The organism is Duganella rhizosphaerae (assembly GCF_040364205.1).
Taxonomy (GTDB): Bacteria; Pseudomonadota; Gammaproteobacteria; order Burkholderiales; family Burkholderiaceae_D; genus Rugamonas; species Rugamonas rhizosphaerae.
In genome coordinates this window covers 21,427-42,024 of the sequence record NZ_BPWK01000020.1, presented here as the reverse complement: position 1 = coordinate 42,024, position 20,598 = coordinate 21,427, and the positions used below count along the sequence as shown (strand labels likewise).

General features: G+C 66.0%; 16 protein-coding genes. 9 read left to right on the top strand and 7 right to left on the bottom strand.

The features are described 5' to 3' along the window. The first annotated feature begins 11 nt into the window (after positions 1 to 11). From RUGAMON1_RS29255 to RUGAMON1_RS29225, 7 genes are all read left to right on the top strand, one after another. Positions 12 to 1,379, top strand: a complete 1,368-nt coding sequence (locus RUGAMON1_RS29255) for a UDP-glucose dehydrogenase family protein (protein WP_445233814.1) — start codon at positions 12 to 14, stop codon at positions 1,377 to 1,379. 20 nt (positions 1,380 to 1,399) lie between these two features. After that, positions 1,400 to 2,347, top strand: coding sequence for a D-glycero-beta-D-manno-heptose-7-phosphate kinase (rfaE1, locus tag RUGAMON1_RS29250; protein ID WP_445233813.1), 948 nt, complete (start codon positions 1,400 to 1,402; stop codon positions 2,345 to 2,347). A gap of 113 nt (positions 2,348 to 2,460) precedes the next feature. Next, a complete protein-coding gene (locus tag RUGAMON1_RS29245; RefSeq protein ID WP_445233812.1) occupies positions 2,461 to 2,865 on the top strand; it encodes a ComEA family DNA-binding protein in 405 nt (134 codons plus the stop codon). 146 nt (positions 2,866 to 3,011) lie between these two features. Then, positions 3,012 to 4,376: a M28 family peptidase gene (locus RUGAMON1_RS29240; RefSeq protein WP_445233811.1), complete on the top strand. Its 1,365-nt coding sequence runs from the start codon at positions 3,012 to 3,014 to the stop codon at positions 4,374 to 4,376. A 12-nt stretch (positions 4,377 to 4,388) separates the two neighbouring features. Next, complete coding sequence (locus RUGAMON1_RS29235; RefSeq protein WP_445233810.1) at positions 4,389 to 5,711, top strand: MBL fold metallo-hydrolase; 1,323 nt, start codon at positions 4,389 to 4,391, stop codon at positions 5,709 to 5,711. A 44-nt stretch (positions 5,712 to 5,755) separates the two neighbouring features. Beyond that, positions 5,756 to 6,649 carry a polysaccharide deacetylase family protein gene (locus RUGAMON1_RS29230; RefSeq protein ID WP_445233809.1) on the top strand — a complete coding sequence of 298 codons (894 nt, stop codon included), beginning with the start codon at positions 5,756 to 5,758 and terminating at the stop codon, positions 6,647 to 6,649. 119 nt (positions 6,650 to 6,768) lie between these two features. After that, a complete protein-coding gene (locus RUGAMON1_RS29225) occupies positions 6,769 to 8,517 on the top strand; it encodes a methyl-accepting chemotaxis protein (RefSeq protein ID WP_445233808.1) in 1,749 nt (582 codons plus the stop codon). 34 nt (positions 8,518 to 8,551) lie between these two features. Here the strand turns inward: RUGAMON1_RS29225 and RUGAMON1_RS29220 are convergent, their stop codons facing one another. After that, on the bottom strand, positions 8,552 to 10,321 hold the full coding sequence (locus RUGAMON1_RS29220; RefSeq protein ID WP_445233807.1) for an FAD-dependent oxidoreductase: 1,770 nt from the start codon (positions 10,319 to 10,321) through the stop codon (positions 8,552 to 8,554). 159 nt (positions 10,322 to 10,480) lie between these two features. Here RUGAMON1_RS29220 and cysM point away from each other — a divergent pair, with 159 nt between their 5' ends. Further along, a complete protein-coding gene (gene cysM / locus RUGAMON1_RS29215; protein WP_445233806.1) occupies positions 10,481 to 11,383 on the top strand; it encodes a cysteine synthase CysM in 903 nt (300 codons plus the stop codon). Positions 11,384 to 11,444: 61 nt separating this feature from the next. On the opposite strand, the gene RUGAMON1_RS29210 is transcribed toward cysM, so the two are convergent. From RUGAMON1_RS29210 to RUGAMON1_RS29185, 6 genes are all read right to left on the bottom strand, one after another. Further along, a complete protein-coding gene (locus RUGAMON1_RS29210) occupies positions 11,445 to 11,780 on the bottom strand; it encodes a hypothetical protein (protein WP_008446241.1) in 336 nt (111 codons plus the stop codon). 429 nt (positions 11,781 to 12,209) lie between these two features. Then, entirely contained in the window at positions 12,210 to 13,346 is a 1,137-nt protein-coding gene (gene mltB / locus RUGAMON1_RS29205) for a lytic murein transglycosylase B (protein WP_445233805.1), read from the bottom strand. Continuing rightward, positions 13,337 to 15,415, bottom strand: coding sequence for a transglutaminase TgpA family protein (locus RUGAMON1_RS29200; RefSeq protein WP_445233804.1), 2,079 nt, complete (start codon positions 15,413 to 15,415; stop codon positions 13,337 to 13,339). Before RUGAMON1_RS29200 ends, mltB begins: the two co-directional genes overlap by 10 nt. A 40-nt stretch (positions 15,416 to 15,455) precedes the next feature. Further along, entirely contained in the window at positions 15,456 to 16,451 is a 996-nt protein-coding gene (locus RUGAMON1_RS29195) for a DUF58 domain-containing protein (RefSeq protein WP_445233803.1), read from the bottom strand. Between the two features lie 6 nt (positions 16,452 to 16,457). Then, a complete protein-coding gene (locus RUGAMON1_RS29190) occupies positions 16,458 to 17,378 on the bottom strand; it encodes an AAA family ATPase (protein WP_445233802.1) in 921 nt (306 codons plus the stop codon). A gap of 87 nt (positions 17,379 to 17,465) precedes the next feature. Beyond that, on the bottom strand, positions 17,466 to 19,478 hold the full coding sequence (locus tag RUGAMON1_RS29185; protein ID WP_445233801.1) for an alpha/beta hydrolase family protein: 2,013 nt from the start codon (positions 19,476 to 19,478) through the stop codon (positions 17,466 to 17,468). 134 nt (positions 19,479 to 19,612) lie between these two features. Between RUGAMON1_RS29185 and RUGAMON1_RS29180 the strand changes: the two genes are divergently transcribed. After that, entirely contained in the window at positions 19,613 to 20,539 is a 927-nt protein-coding gene (locus RUGAMON1_RS29180) for a histone deacetylase family protein (protein WP_445233800.1), read from the top strand. The last annotated feature ends 59 nt before the right edge of the window (positions 20,540 to 20,598 follow it).

Below are 20,598 nucleotides of genomic sequence, written 5' to 3'. Positions count from 1 at the left end.
AGAGCACCAACATGAAAATCACCATCATCGGCACCGGCTATGTAGGCCTCGTCACCGGCGCTTGCCTCGCCGAACTGGGCAACGACGTTTTCTGCCTCGACGTCGACCAGAAGAAAATCGACCTGTTGAATAACGGCGGCATCCCGATCCACGAACCGGGCCTGGAAGAAGTGGTGGCGCGCAACCGCGCCGCCGGCCGTCTGCAATTCTCCACCGACGTCGCCGCCTCGGTCGCCCACGGCTGCCTGCAATTCATCGCCGTCGGCACGCCGCCGGACGAAGACGGCTCGGCCGACCTGCAATACGTGCTGGCCGCCGCCAGGAACATCGGCAAGCACATGACCGAGTTCAAAGTCATCGTCGACAAGTCGACCGTCCCGGTCGGCACCGCCGACCGCGTCAAGGCCGCGGTGCAGGCCGAGCTGGCCACGCGCGGCGACGCCTCCAAGTTCTCGGTGGTGTCGAACCCCGAGTTCCTGAAAGAGGGCGCGGCGGTGGAGGACTTCATGCGTCCGGACCGCATCGTCATCGGCTGCGACAATACGCCGGAAGGCGAGAAGGCCCACGGCCTGATGAAGAAGCTGTACACGCCGTTCAACCGCAACCACGAGCGCACCTTCTGGATGGACGTGCGCTCGGCCGAGTTCACCAAGTACGCCGCCAACGCCATGCTGGCCACCCGCATCTCGTTCATGAACGAACTGGCCAACCTGGCCGACCAGGTTGGCGCCGACATCGAAGCGGTCCGCCACGGCATCGGCTCCGACCCGCGCATCGGCCACAGCTTCCTGTACGCCGGCGCCGGCTACGGCGGTTCCTGCTTCCCGAAAGACGTGCAGGCGCTGGAACGCACCGCGCGCCAGTACGACCAGGACCTGCTGATCCTGCGCGCGGTGGAAGCTGTCAACGACAAGCAGAAGCTGGTGCTGGGCCAGAAAGTGGTCAAGCGCTTCGGCGAGGATTTGAGCGGCAAGCATTTCGCCGTCTGGGGCCTGGCCTTCAAGCCGAACACCGACGACATGCGCGAGGCCCCGGCCCGCGTGCTGATCAAGCAGCTGCTGGACGGCGGCGCGACGGTGGCGGTCTACGACCCGGTCGCGATGACGGAAGCGAAGCGCGTGCTGGAGCTGGACCTGACCGCCGACGAAATGGCGCGCATCCGTTTCGCCACCACGCCGATGGACACGCTGACCGCCGCCGAGGCGCTGGTGATCGTGACCGAGTGGAAGGCCTTCCGCAGCCCGGACTTCGACCGCATCAAGGCGTCGCTGAAGCAAGCCATCATCTTCGACGGCCGCAACCTGTTCGAGCCGGAAGTGATGGCCGAAGCAGGCTTCGAATACCACGGCATCGGCCGTTCCATCCTGACCCGCGTGTGATTTTGAAAGAAGAGGCAACTGTGAGCACCAACGTCACGACTTATCAAGCACCGGCACTGGATAAAGTGCGCATCCTGGTGGTGGGCGATGTCATGCTGGACCGTTACTGGTTCGGCGACGTCAGCCGCATTTCGCCGGAAGCGCCGGTGCCCATCGTCCGCATCGAGAAGCGCGAAGCGCGCCTCGGCGGCGCCGCCAACGTGGCGCGCAACGCCGCGGCGCTGGGTGCGCGCGCCGGCCTGCTGGGCGTGGTCGGCGCCGACGAAGCCGGCAACGAAGTGGAGCAGATGCTGCAAAGCGGCGGCATCCACAGCTACCTGAAGCGCGACGACGCCATCTCCACCATCATCAAGCTGCGCGTGATCGGCCGCCAGCAGCAGATGGTGCGCATCGACTTCGAGGAAGCGCCGACCGACACCGTGCTGCGCGACAAGCTGCTGCAATTCAAGGCGCTGCTGGCGGACTACGACGTGATCGTGCTGTCGGATTACGCCAAGGGTTCGCTGGTCAACGTGGCCGACATGATCGCTTCGGCGCGCGCCGCCGGCAAGGTGGTGATGGTCGACCCGAAAGGCGACGACTTCAGCCGCTACGCCGGCGCCACCGTGCTGACGCCGAACAAGTCGGAAATGAAGCGCATCGTCGGCAGCTGGAACAGCGAAGAGCAATTGACCGCCAAGGCGCAGCAACTGCGTACCGAGCTGAAACTGGATGCGCTGTTGCTGACCCGCTCGGAAGAGGGCATGACCCTGTACACCGACGGCGAACAATTCCACATGCCGGCGCAGGCGCGCGAGGTGTTCGACGTCTCCGGCGCCGGCGACACGGTGATCGCCACCATGGCCGCCATGCTGGGCGCCGGTGTCGGCTGGAACGAAGCGGTGCAGACGGCCAATCGCGCCGGCGGCATCGTGGTCGGCAAGCTGGGTACGGCGACGGTCACGCGCGAGGAGTTGTTCACCCTTTGAGCGATGTCATAAAAGCTTCATGGATTATCTGTCAACCGTCGTCGAGGCTGGCCGTTAAGGGTGTTCAAGGCGCGGTTGTCGCCCTTGCTTTCACCCACCATGGAGATTGAGACATGTTCAAGAAAATTTTGCTGGCAGTTGCGACCCTGATCGTAACGATGGGCTTCGCTTTCGCGCAGGTCGACGTCAACAAGGCTGACGCCGCCGCGCTGGATGCGGTCAAGGGCATCGGTCCGGTCAAATCGAAGGCCATCCTGGAAGAGCGTAAAAAGGGCGATTTCAAGGATTGGGCGGATTTGGAGAAGCGCGTGAAGGGCATCGGCGAGAAAAGCGCCGTCAAGCTGTCGCAAGCGGGCCTGGTGGTGAACGGCAAGCCGCTGGAAGGTGCGCCGGCCGCAGCTGCTCCGGCCGCCAAGGCCGATAAAGCCGCCGCCAAAGCCGACAAGGCCGCAGCGAAAGCCGCCAAGGCCGACAAAGCCGCAGCCGCTTCCACGCCAGCAGCTCCGCCTGCCAAGTAATCCTGCAGTTGCTGAAACCCACCAGCCTGAACGCGCTCAAGATCGCGTTCAGGCTGGTGGGTTTTTTTGTTGATGATTTGTTTCCGGGCATAAATTACTCGCGGTTACGTGAGAAGATATTGCGACCATTTCACCGGAGACAGCAGATGCATAAAAATTCGCTCATCTTGTCCGCCCTGACCGTGCTGGCCGCCGTGCCCGCCGCAGCGGCCACGCCCGACACCAGCCGCCACCAGGCCCAGATCGACCAGATCGTCCAGGAGATTTCTCCGGCCCGCATCGAAGGCTATATCAACAAGCTGGTTGGCTTCCGCACGCGCCACACGATGTCGGACACGGTCTCCGAAACCGAAGGCATCGGTGCGGCCAGGCGTTGGATCAAGAGCGAACTGGAGCGCTGCGGCGCGGCCCGGGGCGGCCGCCTGCAAGTGGCGTTCGACAGCCACATCGCGCCGGTCTCGGCGCGCATCAGTCGCCCGACCGAAATCGTCAACGTGGTGGCGACGCTGCCGGGCACGCAGCCGGCGTCCGTGGACCGCATGTACGTGGTCAGCGGCCACTACGACTCGCGCAACACCGACATCATGGACGCCAAGGGCGACGCGCCTGGCGCCAACGACGACGCCTCCGGCACCGCCGCCGTGATGGAGATGGCCTGCGTGATGGCCAAGTACAAATTCGACGCCACGCTGGTCTTCATGACGGTGGCGGCGGAAGAGCAGGGCTTGCTGGGCGCGGCGCACTGGGCCGAGCAGGCCAAACAGAAAAACCTGAACATCGCCGGCATGTTCACCAATGACATCATCGGCAGCTCGCACGACGAGCACGGCAAGATCGATAACACGCAAGTGCGCTTGTTCGCTGAAGGTCTGCCGGTGCAGAAGGAAAACAGCGACGCCGTGCGCACGCTGATCCAGACCGGCGGGGAGAACGATTCGCTGTCGCGCCAGCTGGCGCGGGCCGTGAAGGAGGCGGGCGAGCGTTACGTGCCCAAGTTCCGGGTCAACGTCATCCAGCGCCGCGACCGTTACCTGCGCGGCGGCGACCACATGCCGTTCCTGGAGCGCGGCTACGCGGCCTTGCGCTTCACCGAGCCGGCCGAGGATTTCAACCACCAGCACCAGAACATCCGCACCGAGAAAGGCGTGCTGATCGGCGACCTGCCGCAGTACGACGACTTCAACTACATCGCCCAGGTGGCGCGGGTGAACGCGGCGGCCTTGTCCTCGCTGTCGCTGGCGCCGGCCGCGCCGGCCAAGGTGCAGGTGCGCACCGCCAAGCTGCAGAACGATACCGAGCTGGTATGGCAAGCCAACGCCGAGCCGGACCTGGCGGGCTACCGCATCGTCTGGCGCGACACCTCGTCGGCCGAATGGCAGGGCAGCCAGTTCGTCGGCAAGGCCACCGAGTTCACGGTGCCACTGTCGAAGGACAACTACTACTTCGGCGTGCAAGCCATCGACAACGACGGCAACGCCAGCCCGGCCAGCTATCCGACGCCGTTGCGGTGATAACATGGCGGGATGACGCTAAAAATCTCCCGCATCCTGCACGCAGGCTATGTCTTCGAATGCGACGGCACGCTGATCGCATTCGATCCCATATTTGAGAACCCGTTCAGCAGGAATTGCCACGCCTTCCCCGACGTGCGCTTCGACCTTGCGCTGATACGCGGGATGAAGCCGGATGCGGTGTTCATCTCGCATTTCCATGACGACCACTGTTCGTTGGAGAGCCTGGACCTGCTCGACCGCGATACGCCGATCTACCTGTACTGCCTGTTCGACGAACTGTTCGCGATGATACGGGAGCTGGGCTTCGTCAACGTGCTGCCGCTGAAGGTGGATGCGCCGGTGCAGGTCGGCGCGATCGAAGTCATTCCGCGCAAGGCCTTGGATTCCGATGTCGATTCGATGTTCCACATCCGCGCCGCCGGACTGAATGTGCTCAACGTGGTCGACTCGTGGATGGACCCGGAAACGCTGGAGCAGCTCAAGCCCTACGCGCCGTGGGATATGGTGCTGTGGCCGTTCCAGACCATGCGCGAGATCGACGTCATCGCGCCGTCGCGCGCGGAGGGCGGTGTGCCGCAGCTGCCGGAAGAATGGCCGGAGCAGCTGCAGGCGCTGGCGCCGCGCTATGTGGTGCCGAGCTCCTGCCAGTTTGTGCAGGAGCCTTGGTCCTGGTACAACCACGCGCTGTTCCCGATCACCTACCGCCAGTTCGCCGACGAGGTCAGCGCCTGGCTGCCCGGCGCCGCCGTGGTGCGCCTGAATCCTTCGGTGTCGGTGGAGCTGACGCCGCAAGGGCTGGCGCCAGCCGCGCCGCTGCCGTGGGTGATGCCGGTCGGCGAGCAGGATGTCGACTACGAGTACGACGCCGCTATCGCGCCGCCGCCGACGTCCGACATCGCCCGCCACTTCGCCCCGCTGAGCGCCGAACACACCGCGCTGGCGCTGGACTACTGCCGCACCGGCCTGCTCGAGAAATACCGGGACATGGAACTGACGCCGGACAGCTACTTCGAAACGCCCTGCATCTGGCAGCTGTCGGTCTACGACCACGAGGGCGTGGCGCAGCAGTTCCGCTACCACATCCACGGCGACGACATCGCGCCGGCCGGCGACGAGGAAGCGCCGACGTGGATGACTGAAATCCCCATCGCCAAGCTGTACGCGGGCCTGGCATTGGGCGAGTCGCTGACGTCGATGTACATGCGCATCAACGGTGCGCCGCCCGATGCCGACATCGTCGATGATCCGCTGATACGCTGCCTGTTCAACGACGCCTTCGGCGCCTACCAGTCGGCTCAACTCAAACGCATCAAGGAGCGCTCCACGCAATGACGTCATGGATACCGGCTTTACGCCGCACGTGGGTTATCGCCGCAATGATCTGCACCCCGGCGACGCAGGCGCAATCGGTGGCATTCACCTTCGATGACGGACCAAGGCTGGAGGCGACGCCGCTGCTGTCGCCGCAGCAGCGCAACCAGGCGCTGCTCGACGCGCTGGCCGCGCACCACGTGCAGGCGGCGCTGTTCGTGACCTGCGGCTTCGGCGCCGACCAGCCGGACGGCTATGCGCTGGCCAAGGCCTGGGGGCGGGCGGGGCATGCGCTCGGCAACCACACGATGACCCATCCCGACCTGAACGACGCCAAGCTCAGCCTGGCGCAGTATCGGCAGGAGGTGCAGGACTGCGACCGCATCACCTCGACCTTGCCGGGCTATCAGAAGTGGTTCCGCTTCACCTTCCTGCGCGAAGGCAATACGCCGGAGAAGCGCGACGGCATGCGCGCCTTCCTCCAGCAGAGCGGTTACCGCAACGGCTACGTCAGCCTCGATACCAGCGACTGGCGGCTGGACGAGAAATTGAACGAGGTGCTGCGCGCCGATCCCAAGGCCGATATCGCTCCGATCCGGCAGGCCTACCTTTCCCATTTGCGCCAGCGCGCCATCGCTTACCGCGACTTGTCGCGCAAGCTGGAGGGACGCGACATCCCGCAGGTCCTGCTGCTGCACCATAACCTGATCAACGCGCTGTGGCTCAAGGACGCGATCCAGCAGTTCGTCGACATGGGCTGGACCATCATCGCGCCGGCGCAGGCGTATGCCGATCCGCTCTACCAGTTGCAGCCGGATCGCAAGGCGCCGGGACAAAGCCTGCTGCTGTCGATCGCGCGCACGCGCGGCATGGGCAAGTTCGAGGGATGGGAGCGGGTGGTCGACGACGGCGACTTCGAGATCGACGCGCTGGAAGCTGCGGCGGCGCCGCCGAAATAGGTTTCGTTAGCCAATCAATATCACCGGGAAGCAACAGTATTGCCTATCGTTTCGTGCAACGCGCCAGATTGGTGCGCTTGGGTCTACAATGATCCGAGAACTGGTCAACGGGGGCGTTCATGAAAAGCAAATTCTCCATCAAGAATATTTTCATCGTGTTCTTTCTGGTCAGCCTCGCGCTGTCCAGTCTGACCTTGTGGGCGCTGGTGCGCATCTCGACCAAGGAGGGCGAGCTCAACCGTGCGAACGAAGCGCGCTACCACTCCTATCTGCTGGCCGACGAATTGCGGCAAAGCTCAGACGACCTGACCCGGCTGGCCCGCACCTACGTCGTCACAGGCGATCCCAAGTACGAAAAAGAATACCTGGACATCCTCGATATCCGCAACGGCAAGAAGCCGCGGCCGCAGCACTACGAGCGCATCTACTGGGATTTTGTGGCCGCCGGCATCGACAAGCCGACGCCCGACGGCAGCGCCGTCGCGCTGGCCGAGCTGATGCGCCAGGCCGGCTTCACCGATGAGGAATTCGGCAAGCTGAAAGAGGCGCAGGCCAATTCGGACGGACTGGTGAAAACCGAGGTCATCGCCATGAACGCCGTCAAAGGCCTGTTCGACGACGGCACCGGCAAGTTCACCAAGACCGGCCCTCCCGATCCCGAGATGGCTCGCAAGATCATGCACGACGAGCAGTATCACAAGAACAAAGCCAAGATCATGCAGCCGGTGAATGAATTCCTGGTGCTGCTCGATGAGCGCACCGGCTCGGCGGTCGCGGCCTCGACCCACAGCACCAATATGGCGTTCTGGACCGCGATCGCCTTGCTGGCGCTGCTGGTCGGCGTGTCGCTGTTCTGCCTGTTCATGATTTACCGCCATATCAAACTCAGCTTCGACCACGCGATCGACACCGCGCGCAATATCGCGGCAGGCGACCTGGACCACGACATCCGCATCGAGCGCGACGACGAGGTCGGTCACCTGATGGATGCGATGAACACCATCAACACCAACCTGACCGGGATGATAGGCCGCATCCGCTCCAGCACCGACGAGATGATGGTGGCCACCGACGAGATCGCACGCGGCAATGCCGACCTGTCGTCGCGCACCGAGGCCCAGGCCAGCTCGCTGGAAGAGACCGCCAGTTCGATGGAACAATTGACCGACACCGTCAAGCAGAACGCCGAAAGCGCGCGCTCGGCCAATCAGTTCGCCGCCGACGCTTCGACCGTGGCGGTGCAGGGCGGGGCGATGGTGGCGCAGGTGGTCGATACGATGGGCTCGATCAAAGCCAGTTCCAGCCGCATCGTCGACATCATCGGCGTGATCGACGGCATCGCTTTCCAGACCAATATCCTGGCCCTCAACGCCGCGGTGGAAGCGGCGCGCGCAGGCGAGCAGGGGCGGGGCTTCGCGGTGGTGGCGTCGGAGGTGCGCAACCTGGCGCAGCGCAGCGCGGCGGCCGCGAAGGAGATCAAGCAGCTGATCGGCGCCTCGGTGGAAACGGTCGATGCCGGCAGCAAGCTGGTCAACGATGCCGGCAGCACCATGACGCTGCTGGTGGCCTCGGTGCAGAAAGTGGCCGACATCATGGCGCAGATCACCGCCGCCAGCCAGGAGCAAAGCACCGGCATCGGTGAGGTCAACCGTGCGGTGACGGAGATGGATAACATCACGCAGCAAAACGCCGCGCTGGTGGAGCAGGCGGCGGCGGCGGCGGAAAGCTTGCAGGAGCACGCGCAGGCGTTGGCGCAGTCCGTCAAGGTATTCCATTTGAAGGGGGAGGCGGCGGCCCACATGCAGCGGCCGCAGCAACCCGCGCGGGCGGCGGCGCCGGCCCGGCTGGCGCTGCCAGGCCGGACCTAGCGCCGGGTTCAGCTACACGATACAGCTAAACGATTTAGCTGAATACCTTATCGGCCGGCAGGTTGGCCAGGAAGGCGTGGATCTGCGAGACCACGGCCGCGCCTTCGCCCACCGCCGCGGCGACCCGCTTGGTCGAACTGGCGCGCACGTCGCCGATGGCGAACACGCCCGGTACGCTGGTCTCCAGCGCCGCGCGCGACGGCAGGTCGCGCGGGTACACGCCGGTGGCGAAGTTGGCCTTGCACTGCGCCTTGGTGACGTCGAAGCCGGTGCGGATGAAGCCGTGGGCGTCGACGTCGACGCCGCAGTCGCTGAGCCAGTCCGTGTTCGGATCGGCGCCGATGAACAGAAACACGCGGCAGACGTCGTAGTCGCATTCCTGTTCGCTCTGCGAGTTGCGGATGCGCACTTGCTTCAAGCCGTCGTCATCGCCTTCCAGCGCGATGATTTCCGTGTGCGTGTGCAGCTCGATATTCGGGGTCGCCTGGATGCGTTCGATCAGGTAGCTGGACATGGTGGAGGCCAGGCTGTCCTTGCGGATCAGCATGTGCACCTTGGACGCGTGGCCGGCCAGGAACACCGCCGCCTGTCCGGCCGAGTTGCCGCCGCCGACCAGCACGATCTCTTCGGTCTTGCACAGCTTGGCCTCGATCGGCGACGCCCAGTAGTACACGCCCTTGCCCTCGAACTGGCGCAGGTTGGCCAGCGACGGCCTGCGGTAGCGCGCGCCGCACGACAGCACCACGGTGCGCGCCTTCAGCCGTTGCAGGCTGCCGCACATTTCCACTTGCAGCGGATAGGTGTCGCAGACCAGGCGGCCGGCCGGGGCCGGGATCGCCACCTCGACGCCGAACTTCTGCGCCTGCACGTAGGCGCGGCCGGCCAGCGCGCGGCCGGAGACGCCGGTGGGGAAGCCCAGGTAGTTTTCGATGCGGGCGCTGGCCGCGGCCTGGCCGCCGTAGGCGCGCGTTTCCAGCGCCAGCACCGACAAGCCTTCGGACGCGGCGTACACCGCCGTCGCCAGGCCGGCCGGGCCGGCGCCGACCACGATCACGTCCCAGACTTTTTCGCCGTCGATCTCGGGCAGCATGCCGAGGCAGCGGCCGATGTCGACCACCGTCGGATTCTTTTTCACCACGCCGTCCGGGCACACCACCAGCGGCAGCTCTTCCGGCTTGGGCTGGTAGTGCGCCATCAGGTCGGCGGCCTGCTGGTCCAGTTCCGGATCGAGCACGCTGTGCGGGTGGCCGTTGGCCGACAGGAAGCTTTGCAGCGTGTGGATGCGGCCGTGGCCGCGCGGGCCGACGATCACCGGGCCGCCGGAATTCTGCTCGATCAGGCCGACGCGGCGCAGGATCAGCGCGCGCACGATGCGCTCGCCCAGGTCGGCGTGCGCCACCAGCAGCGCGCGCAGCGATTCGGACGGCACCACCAGCACCTCGACCGCGCCGACCGCCAAGCCGTTGCCCAGCGACGGCCGGCCCGACAGTTGCGCTACCTCGCCGCTGAACTGGCCGGGACCGTGGGTGGTGATGTAGGATGTGTTGCCCAGGCCGTCGTAGCGGCTGACTTCGATGCCGCCTTTGAGCACCAGCATCAGGCCGAAGCTGGTCTTGCCGGCTTCGAAGATCATTTCGCCGTCGTTGAAATGGCGCACATGGCCGAAGCGGTGCATATGCTTGATGTCGGCCGCGCTGAGCACGGGGAAGATCTGGTGGCGGCGCTTTTCCAGGTCGATACCGGTGAGCGACGTCGGCTCGTCCGGCGTGTCTTCGGGGAGCAGTTCCATAGGGGTTGTAGCCATGACGATTCCGGGAAATGAAAGGGGTGACAGAAGTGTTGCAAGTCTAGCGCATGGCGGCCGCGCGGTGCAAAATCTTCAACCTCAGGCAGCTTGCCATACGCGCAATCTGAACTCGGATTAAAATGCCTCTTTTGGCGAAATAACTGAAGATAGAACACGATGGCTTACAAGACTCTGGAAGATACGATAGGCAATACGCCGCTGGTGCAGCTGACGCGCCTGCCCGGCGCCGACGCGCTGGCCCGTAACAACGTCATACTGGGCAAGCTCGAAGGCAATAATCCGGCCGGTTCCGTCAAGGACCGCGCCGCCATGTCCATGCTCAAGCGCGCCGAGGAACGGGGCGACATCAAGCCCGGCGATACGCTGATCGAAGCGACCAGCGGCAACACCGGCATCGCGCTGGCGATGGCGGCCGCGCTGCGCGGCTACAAGATGCTGCTGCTGATGCCGGAGAACCTGAGCGTGGAACGGCGCCAGAGCATGGCCGCCTACGGCGCCCAGATCATGTTGACGCCCAAGACCGGCGGCATGGAGTACGCGCGCGACATGGCCGAGCAATTGCAGAAGGACGGCAAGGGCATCATCCTCGACCAGTTCGGCAACGCCGACAATTCGCGCGCCCACTACGAAGGCACGGGTCCGGAGATCTGGCGCGACACCGAGGGCCGCGTGACGCACTTCGTCAGCGCCATGGGCACCACCGGCACCATCATGGGCGTGTCGCGGTATTTGAAGGAACAGAATCCGGCGGTGCAGATCATCGGCGCCGAGCCGGAAGAGGGGTCGTCGATCCCCGGCATCCGCAAATGGCCGGAAGCCTATCTGCCGAAGATCTACGAGCGCGCGCGGGTCGACCAGGTGGAGCCGGTGTCGCAAGCGGCGGCCGAACGCATGGCGCGCCGCATGGCGGCCGAGGAAGGCATCTTCTGTGGGATTTCGGCGGCGGGCGCCTGCGAGATTGCGCTGCGCATATCGCAAACGGTGGAGAACGCAACCATCGTGTTCATCGTTTGCGACCGCGGCGATCGCTACTTGTCGACCGGAGTATTCCCGGCGTAAGGTGTTGCTTCCCTCTCCCCTGGATAAGGGGGAGGGAGTCGCTACAGGACGACGGCTACAATCAGCCCTGGCCGCCTGGCTCGCCTTCTTTAGGCTTGAACTGCTTGTCGCTGATGCGGAACTTGTTGCGGCGATCGCCCATCAAGTAACGCAGGTCGCGAATGCTCAGGTCGCTCACTTCGTGCATGCGGATCAGCAGCGAAGCGCCAACCGGCAGGCGGTGGTGGCGGATTTTGCTGATGACCGGCGGCGCCACTTCCAATGCGCGCGACAGGGCTGCATCGTTTTTCAGACGCAGGTTCTCGATCAGGGTATCGAGCAGGCGGTTGGGATTGTATTGCAGCAGATCATCGCCATCCGCATCGTTGTTCATATCTATGCCGACTTGGTTTGTCATGATTTCGTCTTTTCCTTCTGTAAAGTTGTCCTGCAAAGTAAAACACTCGGAGCTCGCTTTGCTGCGTTAATGTTCATCCTTACCAAGGAACGAATTCACACACGGACGGGATTCCGGGATAACAAGTTTCATAATATATACACAATTGTACAACAACACGCCTTCTAATACTCATAAGCAATAAAAAAACCTGATTGCCATGGGTTATTGTTGTCCGGTTGCAACATTGTGTGAGAATTATACACCCACTGATATGCTAAGCTGCCCGTGCACACTTTTAATGAACACACAAAGTTAATTATAAATTAATTTTGTTGTAGAACAGCTTACGATTGCCGCACAGTGACTGTCAGTTTGTACAAATAATTTCCAAGTGTCAACTAAACAATACAGCCGATAAGTCTGCGCGGCAACACACTTTACGCTTCCTTACAAACCGCCGCGCGCCAGACGCACGGCGCGCCCCAGCTCCACCACCGACATCGCATAGAAATAACTGCGGTTGTATTGAGTGATCGCAAAGAAATTATTGTTCGCCAGCCAGTACTCGGTGGGCTCGGCGCCGTTCTGCAAATCCACCAGGCCGTAGGTCTGCTGTTCCGGCACCGGCACCGTGGTGGTGACGCCCGCCGCCGCCAGCTCCTGCGGCCGGTACTTGGCGCTCAGGCCCTGGTTGGTCATGCTTTCCCAGGCGCGGTTGGGCGACACGGCGGCCGAGTATACCAGCGGGCCGCCGATGTCGCGCTGCCAACCGTGTGCGACGAGGAAGGCCGCCACGCTGCCGATGGCGTCGGTGCCGGAGTTGAGCAGGTCGACCTTGCCGCTGCCGTCGAAGTCGACCGCGTATTTCATCACGCTGCTGGGCATGAATTGCGGCATGCCGATGGCGCCGGCAAACGAGCCGCGCAGCGACAGCGGATCGAGCTCGTTCTGGCGCGCGAACAGCAGCGTCGCCTCCAGCTCGCCGCGGAAGAAGGCCATGCGCTCGCTGCGCTGCGGCGCCTCGGGATAGGAGAAGGCCAGCGTGGTCAGGGCGTCGACCACGCGGAAGCGGCCGGTGTTGCGGCCGTACACGGTTTCCACGCCGATGATGCCGACCAGGATTTCGGCCGGCACGCCGTACAGGGCTTCGGCGCGCTCCAGCGCTTCGCGGTTCTCGTTCCAGAATTTGACGCCGTTGTCGATGCGCACCGGGTCGACGATCAGCCGGCTGTAGGCTTGCCAGTTCTTCGGCTTGCCCGGCGGCGCCGGCTTGACCAGCTGCACCGCCGAGTCGACGTAGCGCACCTGGCCCATCAGCGCGTTCAGGGCGGCGCGGTCGAAGCCGTCGCGGCTGGCGACGTCGTCGAGGAAGGCGCGCACTTCCTTCCATTCGCCGAAGTTGACGAACTCGCCGACGTAGTCGATCGGCGGCGGGCCCTTCTTGACGACCGGCGCTTTCTTCTTCTTCGGCTGCATGCTGGGCGGCAGCTTGTAGCCGTAGGGGTCGACGGCGGCGGCCTGGCTGGCCTGGCTCAGGGTGGCGGCGCCCAGCAGCAGGGCGGTAATCAGAGTCTTCATCGGCATAAGGGTAGCAGTGTTTTCAGCGTCGTCAGCGACGCCGAGCGTGGTTCGGAACCGGCGTCGCCATACTTTAGCGCGCCGTACAGTGTTAAAAATTTCTCCATCGCGGCATGTTTGTCCGCGCCGGCCTGCATGGTGCGCAGGCGGGCGGCGTAGCTGAGCGGACCCTCGTCCGGGCGGCGCGCGTAACCGTGGCGCGCCTGCTGCCGGCAAAAACGCTGGTACAGCCCGTCCAGCGGCGCCAATGGCCGCCGTTGCCGCCGCCAGTACAGACCATACAGCAGGCCGCACACCAGCGCCGCACCGAGTGCGCTGCGCCAGTTGGCGAAGGCCGAGCTTAGTTCTTCAAGGAAACCTCGCTGCCTCTCTGGATTGTAATCCAGGACCCATTGATTCCAAGCATTATTCAACGCGGCGTAGTTGAATCTCAGCTTGCCCAGCCACGAATTGGGGTCGTTTTGCAGGTTCAGCAAGGGGCCCAGGCCGAATCCGGACGGCTGCGGCAGCGCCTGGGCCAGGTTGTGGGCGATGCGTTCGGGAGCGACGGCGGCGGTCGGGTCGACGCGGCGCCAGCCGGCGCCGGGTGCCCAGAACTCGGCCCAGGCGTGGGCGTCGGACTGGCGCACGGTCAGGTAGCCGTCCACCGGGTTCAGTTCGCCGCCCTGGTAGCCGGTGACCACCCGCGCCGGCACGCCCATGGCGCGCATCAGCACCACGAAGGCGCCGGCGTAGTGTTCGCAGAAGCCGGCCTTGCTGCCGAACAGGAAATCGTCGACCGCGTCGCGCCCCAGCAGCGGCGGTTGCAGGGTGTAGACGTAGCCGCCGTCGTGGAAGCGCTGCATCACTTGCAGCGCGGCGCCGGCGGCCTCGCGCGCGGACGGCGGGGCGTTGGCGGCGGCCGGCGGGACCGTGCTCTGGCGCAGCATGCGCGCCAGCGCCAGCGTGCGCGGGTTGAAGCCGGACGGCAGTTCGGTCCAGCGCATCATGCGCTGCGGCTGCTCGTCGGCCTGCACGCGGAAATCGGTCCAGGCCTGGGCGTCGTAGCGCAGCCGCTGCGTGACCGGTTCGCTGGTGAAGAATTCCAGTTCGTCGCTGTCGCGCACGCGGTAGCCGGGCAGCGACAGCGTCGGGCCGCTCAGTTCCAGCGCCGCCAGCCAGCGGGTGTTGGTGGGCTCCATCGTGATTTCGTGGCGGATCGGCTGGCCGCGCGTGGCGATGCCCACGTCCAGGCGCTGCAGGCCGCGCCGGCGCGGCACCCGGGTCCAGGTGCGGCCGTCGTAGTCGCCCAGCACGATGCTGCGCCAGTACAGCCGGTCCTGCGACGGCACCGGGTCGAGGAAGCGCACGCGGAAGGCCACCGCGTCCGACTGCGCCAGCGACGACAGCGTGCCCGGCGCCATGCTGTCGGAGATGCCGGTGTGGCCGCTGTGGGCGTCGCCCGGCAATCCCCACAGCGGGCCCTGGATGCGCGGGAAGCCGACGAACATCAGCAGCGCCAAGGGCGCCGCCAGCAGCGCGGTCTTGGCGGCGGTGCGCAGGCGCCGCAGCAGCGGCGGCACGGCCCCGGTGTACTGGAACGATTGCTGCGCCGTCAGCAGCACGATCAGCGTGGCGCCCATGCACAGCGCGGTCAGCATGGTTTGCGAGTAGAAGAAGTTCGTCAGCAGCACGAAGAAGCTGAGGAAGATCACCACGAACAGGTCGCGCCTGGCGCGCATTTCCAGCAGCTTGAAGGCCAGCAGCAGCGCCAGCATGGCGACGCCGGCGTCGCGCCCCAGCAGCGTGTGGTAGCTGCGGTAGACGCCGGCCATCGCGGCCACGGAGATCGGCAGCAGCAGCCACAGCGGCGGCATGCGCTTGCCGCGCCAGGTGATGGCGGCGCGCCACAGCAGCGTGCCGCACACCACGGCGCTGGTCCACAGCGGCAGGTGCTCGAAGTGCGGCGCCAGCACCATCAGCGCGGCGGCCAGCAGCAGCAGGGTGTCGGACTTGTCACGCGTCAGGCGCAGCGCCAGGCGCGCGCGCGGGCCGGCGCCGGCGGGCGGCGCTGGCGGCGGCAAGGAGGCGCTCATGCTTTGCCCTCGCGGCGGAACCGCGGCAGCGCCGGCGCGTTCATGCGTTGGCCTCGATGCCGAACAGCGCCAGCGCCCGCAGGCAGGCGGCCTGGTGGGCGTCGCCCAGCGCCGGGCCGTATTCGTGCTGCGCCAGGCGGAAGGTGTAGGGCAGGGCGCGCCGCTCGGCCTCCAGCACCCAGCGCGTCATGCGCGACAGCTTGTGTTCCAGCGCCATCGACAAGGGCAGCTCGGCGAAATCGAGGCACAGCTCGGCCACGGCGCCGCCGTCGAAATGCTTGGTGACCAGTTGCCCGCCCAGCGCCGGATCGTGGCGGGCGATCTGGCGCCACGCCAGGCGGCGCATCGGGTCGCCCGGCTGGTAGCTGCGGATGCCGGCGAAATTGTCCAGCCCCACGGTGCCGTGGCCGTCCTCGCTGGCGGCGCCGCTGGACGGCAGCGGCTGCGGCGGGAACTCGGGCGCCGGATACACCAGCGCCTTCAGCTGCGGCCGCCAGTAGCTCCAGGCGCGGAACAGGCCCAGCGGGAAGCGGGTGACGAGGCGGATGCGCGGCGCCTCCAGCCAGCCGCGTTCGGTGGTGGCGGCCGACAGCCGCACCGCGCTGGCGCCGCCGGCCGGGATGTCGGTGACCTGGCGCGGCTCGCCGTCGGCCTGGAAGCCCAGCCAGACGGCGTAGCGATCGAGTTTGCTACGGTTGTGCAGGTGCAGTTCGAACTGCGCCTCCTGGCCGGCAAACACCGCCTGCGCGCGGCCGGGCGCGAGCTGCAACCGGGCCAGGTTGCCGGCGGTCTGATACATGTCGGCCACGGCGCAGGCGCCGGCAAAGAAGGTCAGCGCGAAGCCCAGGCCGAGGTTGTAGTTGAGGGCGCCGATCAGCATCAGCAGCAGCAGGCCGGCGAAGGCCAGGCCCGGCCGGGTCGGCACGATGAACACGCGGCGCATCGTCAGCGTGACCTCGCCCGGCTCGCTGGCGCCCAGCTGGAACAGCCACTTGTCGCGCGCCTTGCGATACAGCGATGGCAGCGGGCCGCTCATGGCCGCCTAGACCGGCACCGACTTTTGCAGTTGCAGCACCAGGTCGCGGCTGGCCAGCGCCACGCCGTGCGCCGATTTCAGCGGCCGCAGGCGGTGCGCGCAGACCGGCACCAGCACCGCCTGCACGTCTTCCGGCAGCACGTGGTCGCGGCCCTCGAGCGCGGCCCAGGCGCGCGCGGCCTGCAGCAGCGCGATGGCGGCGCGCGGGCTCATGCCCTCGGCGAACAGGCCGTTCTGGCGCGAGGCGGCGGCCAGCGCCTGCACGTAGTCGATCAGCGCCGGCGCCGCGTGGATCCGCCGGAGCGACAGCTGGGCTTCGGCCAGCTCGGCCGGCGCCATCGCCGGCTGCAGCGCCTTGAGCAGCAGGCGGCGGTCTTCGCCCATCAGCAGCGCGCGTTCGGCGGCGGCGTCCGGGTAGCCCAGCGACAAACACATGAGGAAGCGGTCCAGCTGCGATTCCGGCAGCGGGAAGGTGCCGATCTGGTGGGTGGGGTTTTGCGTGGCGATGACGAAGAACGGTTCCGGCAGCGGCCGGGTGACGCCGTCGGCGCTGACCTGGCGCTCTTCCATCGCCTCGAGCAGGCCGGACTGGGTCTTGGGCGTGGCGCGGTTGATCTCGTCGGCCAGCAGCACCTGCGTGAAGATGGGGCCGGGGTGGAACACGAAGCCGTTCTTCTCGCGCTCGTAGATGGAGATGCCGTTGACGTCGGCCGGCAGCAGGTCGCTGGTGAACTGGATGCGGTTGAAGCGCAGCCCGAGCGAGATCGCCAGCGCGTGCGCCAGCGTGGTCTTGCCCACGCCCGGCACGTCCTCGACCAGCAGGTGGCCGCCGGCTAGCAGGCAGGTCAGCGCCTGGCGGATGTGCAGGTCCTTGCCGACGATGATGCTGCCGACCTGCCGGGCCACGGCGTGCAGTTTTGTGTACATGGTATCGATGGGAGTTGTGCGCTGTACAGATTCTATGCGAGAAACTGCCCAGGCGATACCATGCGGCGATGTCGCGGCTGGCGCCGCTTACTCGGCGTGCTTCAGGTTGTGGTCGAGGAAGGTCTCGACCTGCTTCCAGAAGGCGATGCTGTTTTCCGGGTGGCGCCAGCCGTGGCCTTCATCGTCGTAGATGATGGAGGTCACGTTCGGGTTGTGGGCCTTGACGGCGGCGGCGAAGCTCTTGGCGTGCTCGATCGGCACGCGGCGGTCCTTCAGGCCGTGCGCCATCAGCAGCGGTTGCTTGAGCTCGGCGGCGCGCAGCAGCGGCGAGTTCTGGCGCATCATCTCGGCGTCGGCCGGATTGTCGGGGTCGCCGACCAGCAGGCGCAGGCTGTAGCCCAGGGTTTCCTTGGACGCGTCCGACTCGGTGGAGGTGAAGCGCAGCTTGATGTCGGTGACGCCGGCCCATTCGACGCCGCAGCGGAACACGGCCGGGTCCTTGATCAGGCCCATCAGCGTGGCGTAGCCGCCGTAGCTGGCGCCCATGATGGCGACCCGCTTGGGGTCGGCCCAGCCCTGCTGGGCGGCCCAGCGCGCGGCGTCGGCCAGGTCGTCCTGCATGGTGCCGCCCCATTGCTTCCAGCCGGCGCGGAAGTGGGCGGCGCCGAAGCCGGTGCCGCCGCGGAATTCCGGCTGGATCACGACATAGCCGCGCGAGGCCAGGAAGGCCGCCTCGTCATCCCACTCCCACGAGCCGCCGCGCGCCATCGGGCCGCCGTGCACCAGCACGACGGCCGGTTGCGGCCCGCTGGCCTTGGCGGCCGGCAGCGTCACGTAGACGGGTATCGAACGGCCGTCGCGCGCCGCGTAGCGGTGGAAGCTGCGCCGGCCCATCTGGGCCGGCTTGAGGTCGGGATGGGTGCCGCCCAGGCCGATCAGGGCGCCGCTGGCGCGGGTGTACAGGATGAATTGCAGCGGCTGGCGGTCGGAGTTGGAGGAAATCAGCAGCACCGGGCTGGCGGCGCAATCCTGCGCGCAGTGCACGGTGTTGATGGTGCCGGGCAGGGCGGCGTCGATCCTGGCCTGCTCGGCCTTCAGCGCCGGATCGAGCCAGGCGGTGGTGCGGGCGTCGGTGCGCAGGTGAATGCCGAGCACCTTCTTGGTGACGCGGTCCACTTCGGGGCCGCCGGTGAAGTCGTAGCCCGGCGTCTCGACGAAGGGTTCGGCGTCCATCTTCATGGTCTTCAGGTTGTAGCGGAACAGCGCGGCATAGCCCTTGTAGTTGGCGCGCACATACAGCGTGTCGGCGCCGTCGAAGAACAGCGGCACGAAGCGCTGGTCCTGGTAGCAGACGCCGTTGCTGAGCTCGGTCCAGCTGGTGTCGTCGACGTTGCGGTAGGAGGCGATGCAGTGGCCCTTGACTTGCGAGGTGACCACGCGCGGCACGTCGTTGCCGTCGGTGAGCCAGGATTTGACCGCTGCCGGTTGGGTGCCTTCGAAGGCGCTGCGCAGCGACTGGGTGCGGGTATTGAGGCGCATCAGGCGCGAATGGTCGGGCGCGAGGTCGGTATTGTTCCACATGTAGCGCTCGACCAGGATGTCGTCCGAACCGTCGTGGGTGACGCCGTGGTAGGCGTATTCGGCGGTCAGGGTGCGGTTGACCATATTGCTGCCGAGCTGCTTTTGCTGGTGGCCCCAGTTGCCGGCGATCAGGTGCACGCGGTTGTCGCCGTTGCGGTCGATGGCGAACTCGTCCAGGTTGCCCTCGAACTCGTTCTCCAGGTTCTTGACCGTGAAGCCGATGCGGTTCTCGTTGATCCAGTGGATGCTGATGATGGCGGCGCGCTCGATGGCGGTCTTGGCGACGACGGTCACCTTGGTCAGGTCGCTGGTGTCGCGCACGGCCAGCGCCTGCACGCCGCCAGGCAGCATGGTGGTGATGGCCACGTAGCCGCCCTTGGGCGACAGCTCCGCTTGGCTGACCTGGGGCGTATCGAAGAAGCTGGCGACGGCCGGGAGGGCGTCGGCGGCATGGCCGTCAAGGCTGAGCAGCGCGGCCGACGCCAGCGCCAGGGAGCGGAAGAAAGGAAGAACTGCCATGCATGACCTTCATTGTTAAATAAACGGCAATGATATGCGGCAATTGTTTTTTTGTCCACCCGAAGGTGGCGGGCAATCCGGCCGGCCGGATATCTATGGTAGATTAGCGCCTACAAGCAGCAGATACCAGCCACATGACCACAGCCATTTACAGCCATCCCGATTGCGCCCGCCACGACATGGGCGAGTGGCATCCCGAATCCCCCGCGCGCCTGCAAGCGATTGCCGACCAGCTGATCGGATCGCACATCCACGACCTGCTGGAGCACCGCGAGGCGCCGCTGGTGGCGATCGCGGACCTGGAGCGCAACCACAGCCGCAACGCCATCGCCATCGTGCGCGACAACGTGCCGGCGCCGGGCGACAGCTATCCGATCGACGGCGACACCTCGCTCAACCACTACAGCTGGCGCGCCGCCCAGCGCGCCGCCGGCGCCGCCGTGGCCGCGACCGACGCGGTCATCGACGGCGAGATCGCCAACGCCTTCTGCTCGGTGCGTCCGCCCGGCCACCATGCGCGGCCGGTGGAGCCGATGGGCTTCTGCCTGTTCAACAACGTCGCCGTGGCGGCCAAGCATGCGCTGGACGCGCGCGGCCTGGCGCGGGTGGCGGTGGTCGATTTCGACGTCCACCACGGCAACGGCACCGAGGAGGCGCTGCTGGACGAGCCGCGCGCGCTGATGGTCAGCTTCTACCAGCATCCGTTTTATCCGTACACCGAGCCGTTGCCGGTCAGCGCGCACATGGTCAACGTGCCGGTGCCGGCGCACACGCGGGGCGATGCGGTGCGCCAGATCGTGCTGGAGCAATGGCTGCCGGCGCTGCACGCGTTCCAGCCGGAGATGATCTTCATCTCGGCCGGCTTCGACGCCCACCGCGAGGACGACATCGGCGGCATGGGCCTGGTCGAAGCCGATTACGCGTGGATGACGCAGCAGGTGATGGAGGTGGCCCGGCTGTACGCCAAGGGCCGCATCGTCAGCTGCCTCGAAGGCGGCTACAACCTGTCGGCGCTGGGCCGCAGCGTGGTGGCGCACGTCAAGGCGCTGGCCGACCTGTGAGCGCGGATGTTGGTGCCGGGGCTGCCTGCGGCGTATGCGGCAGGTGGCCGTTCACGGGG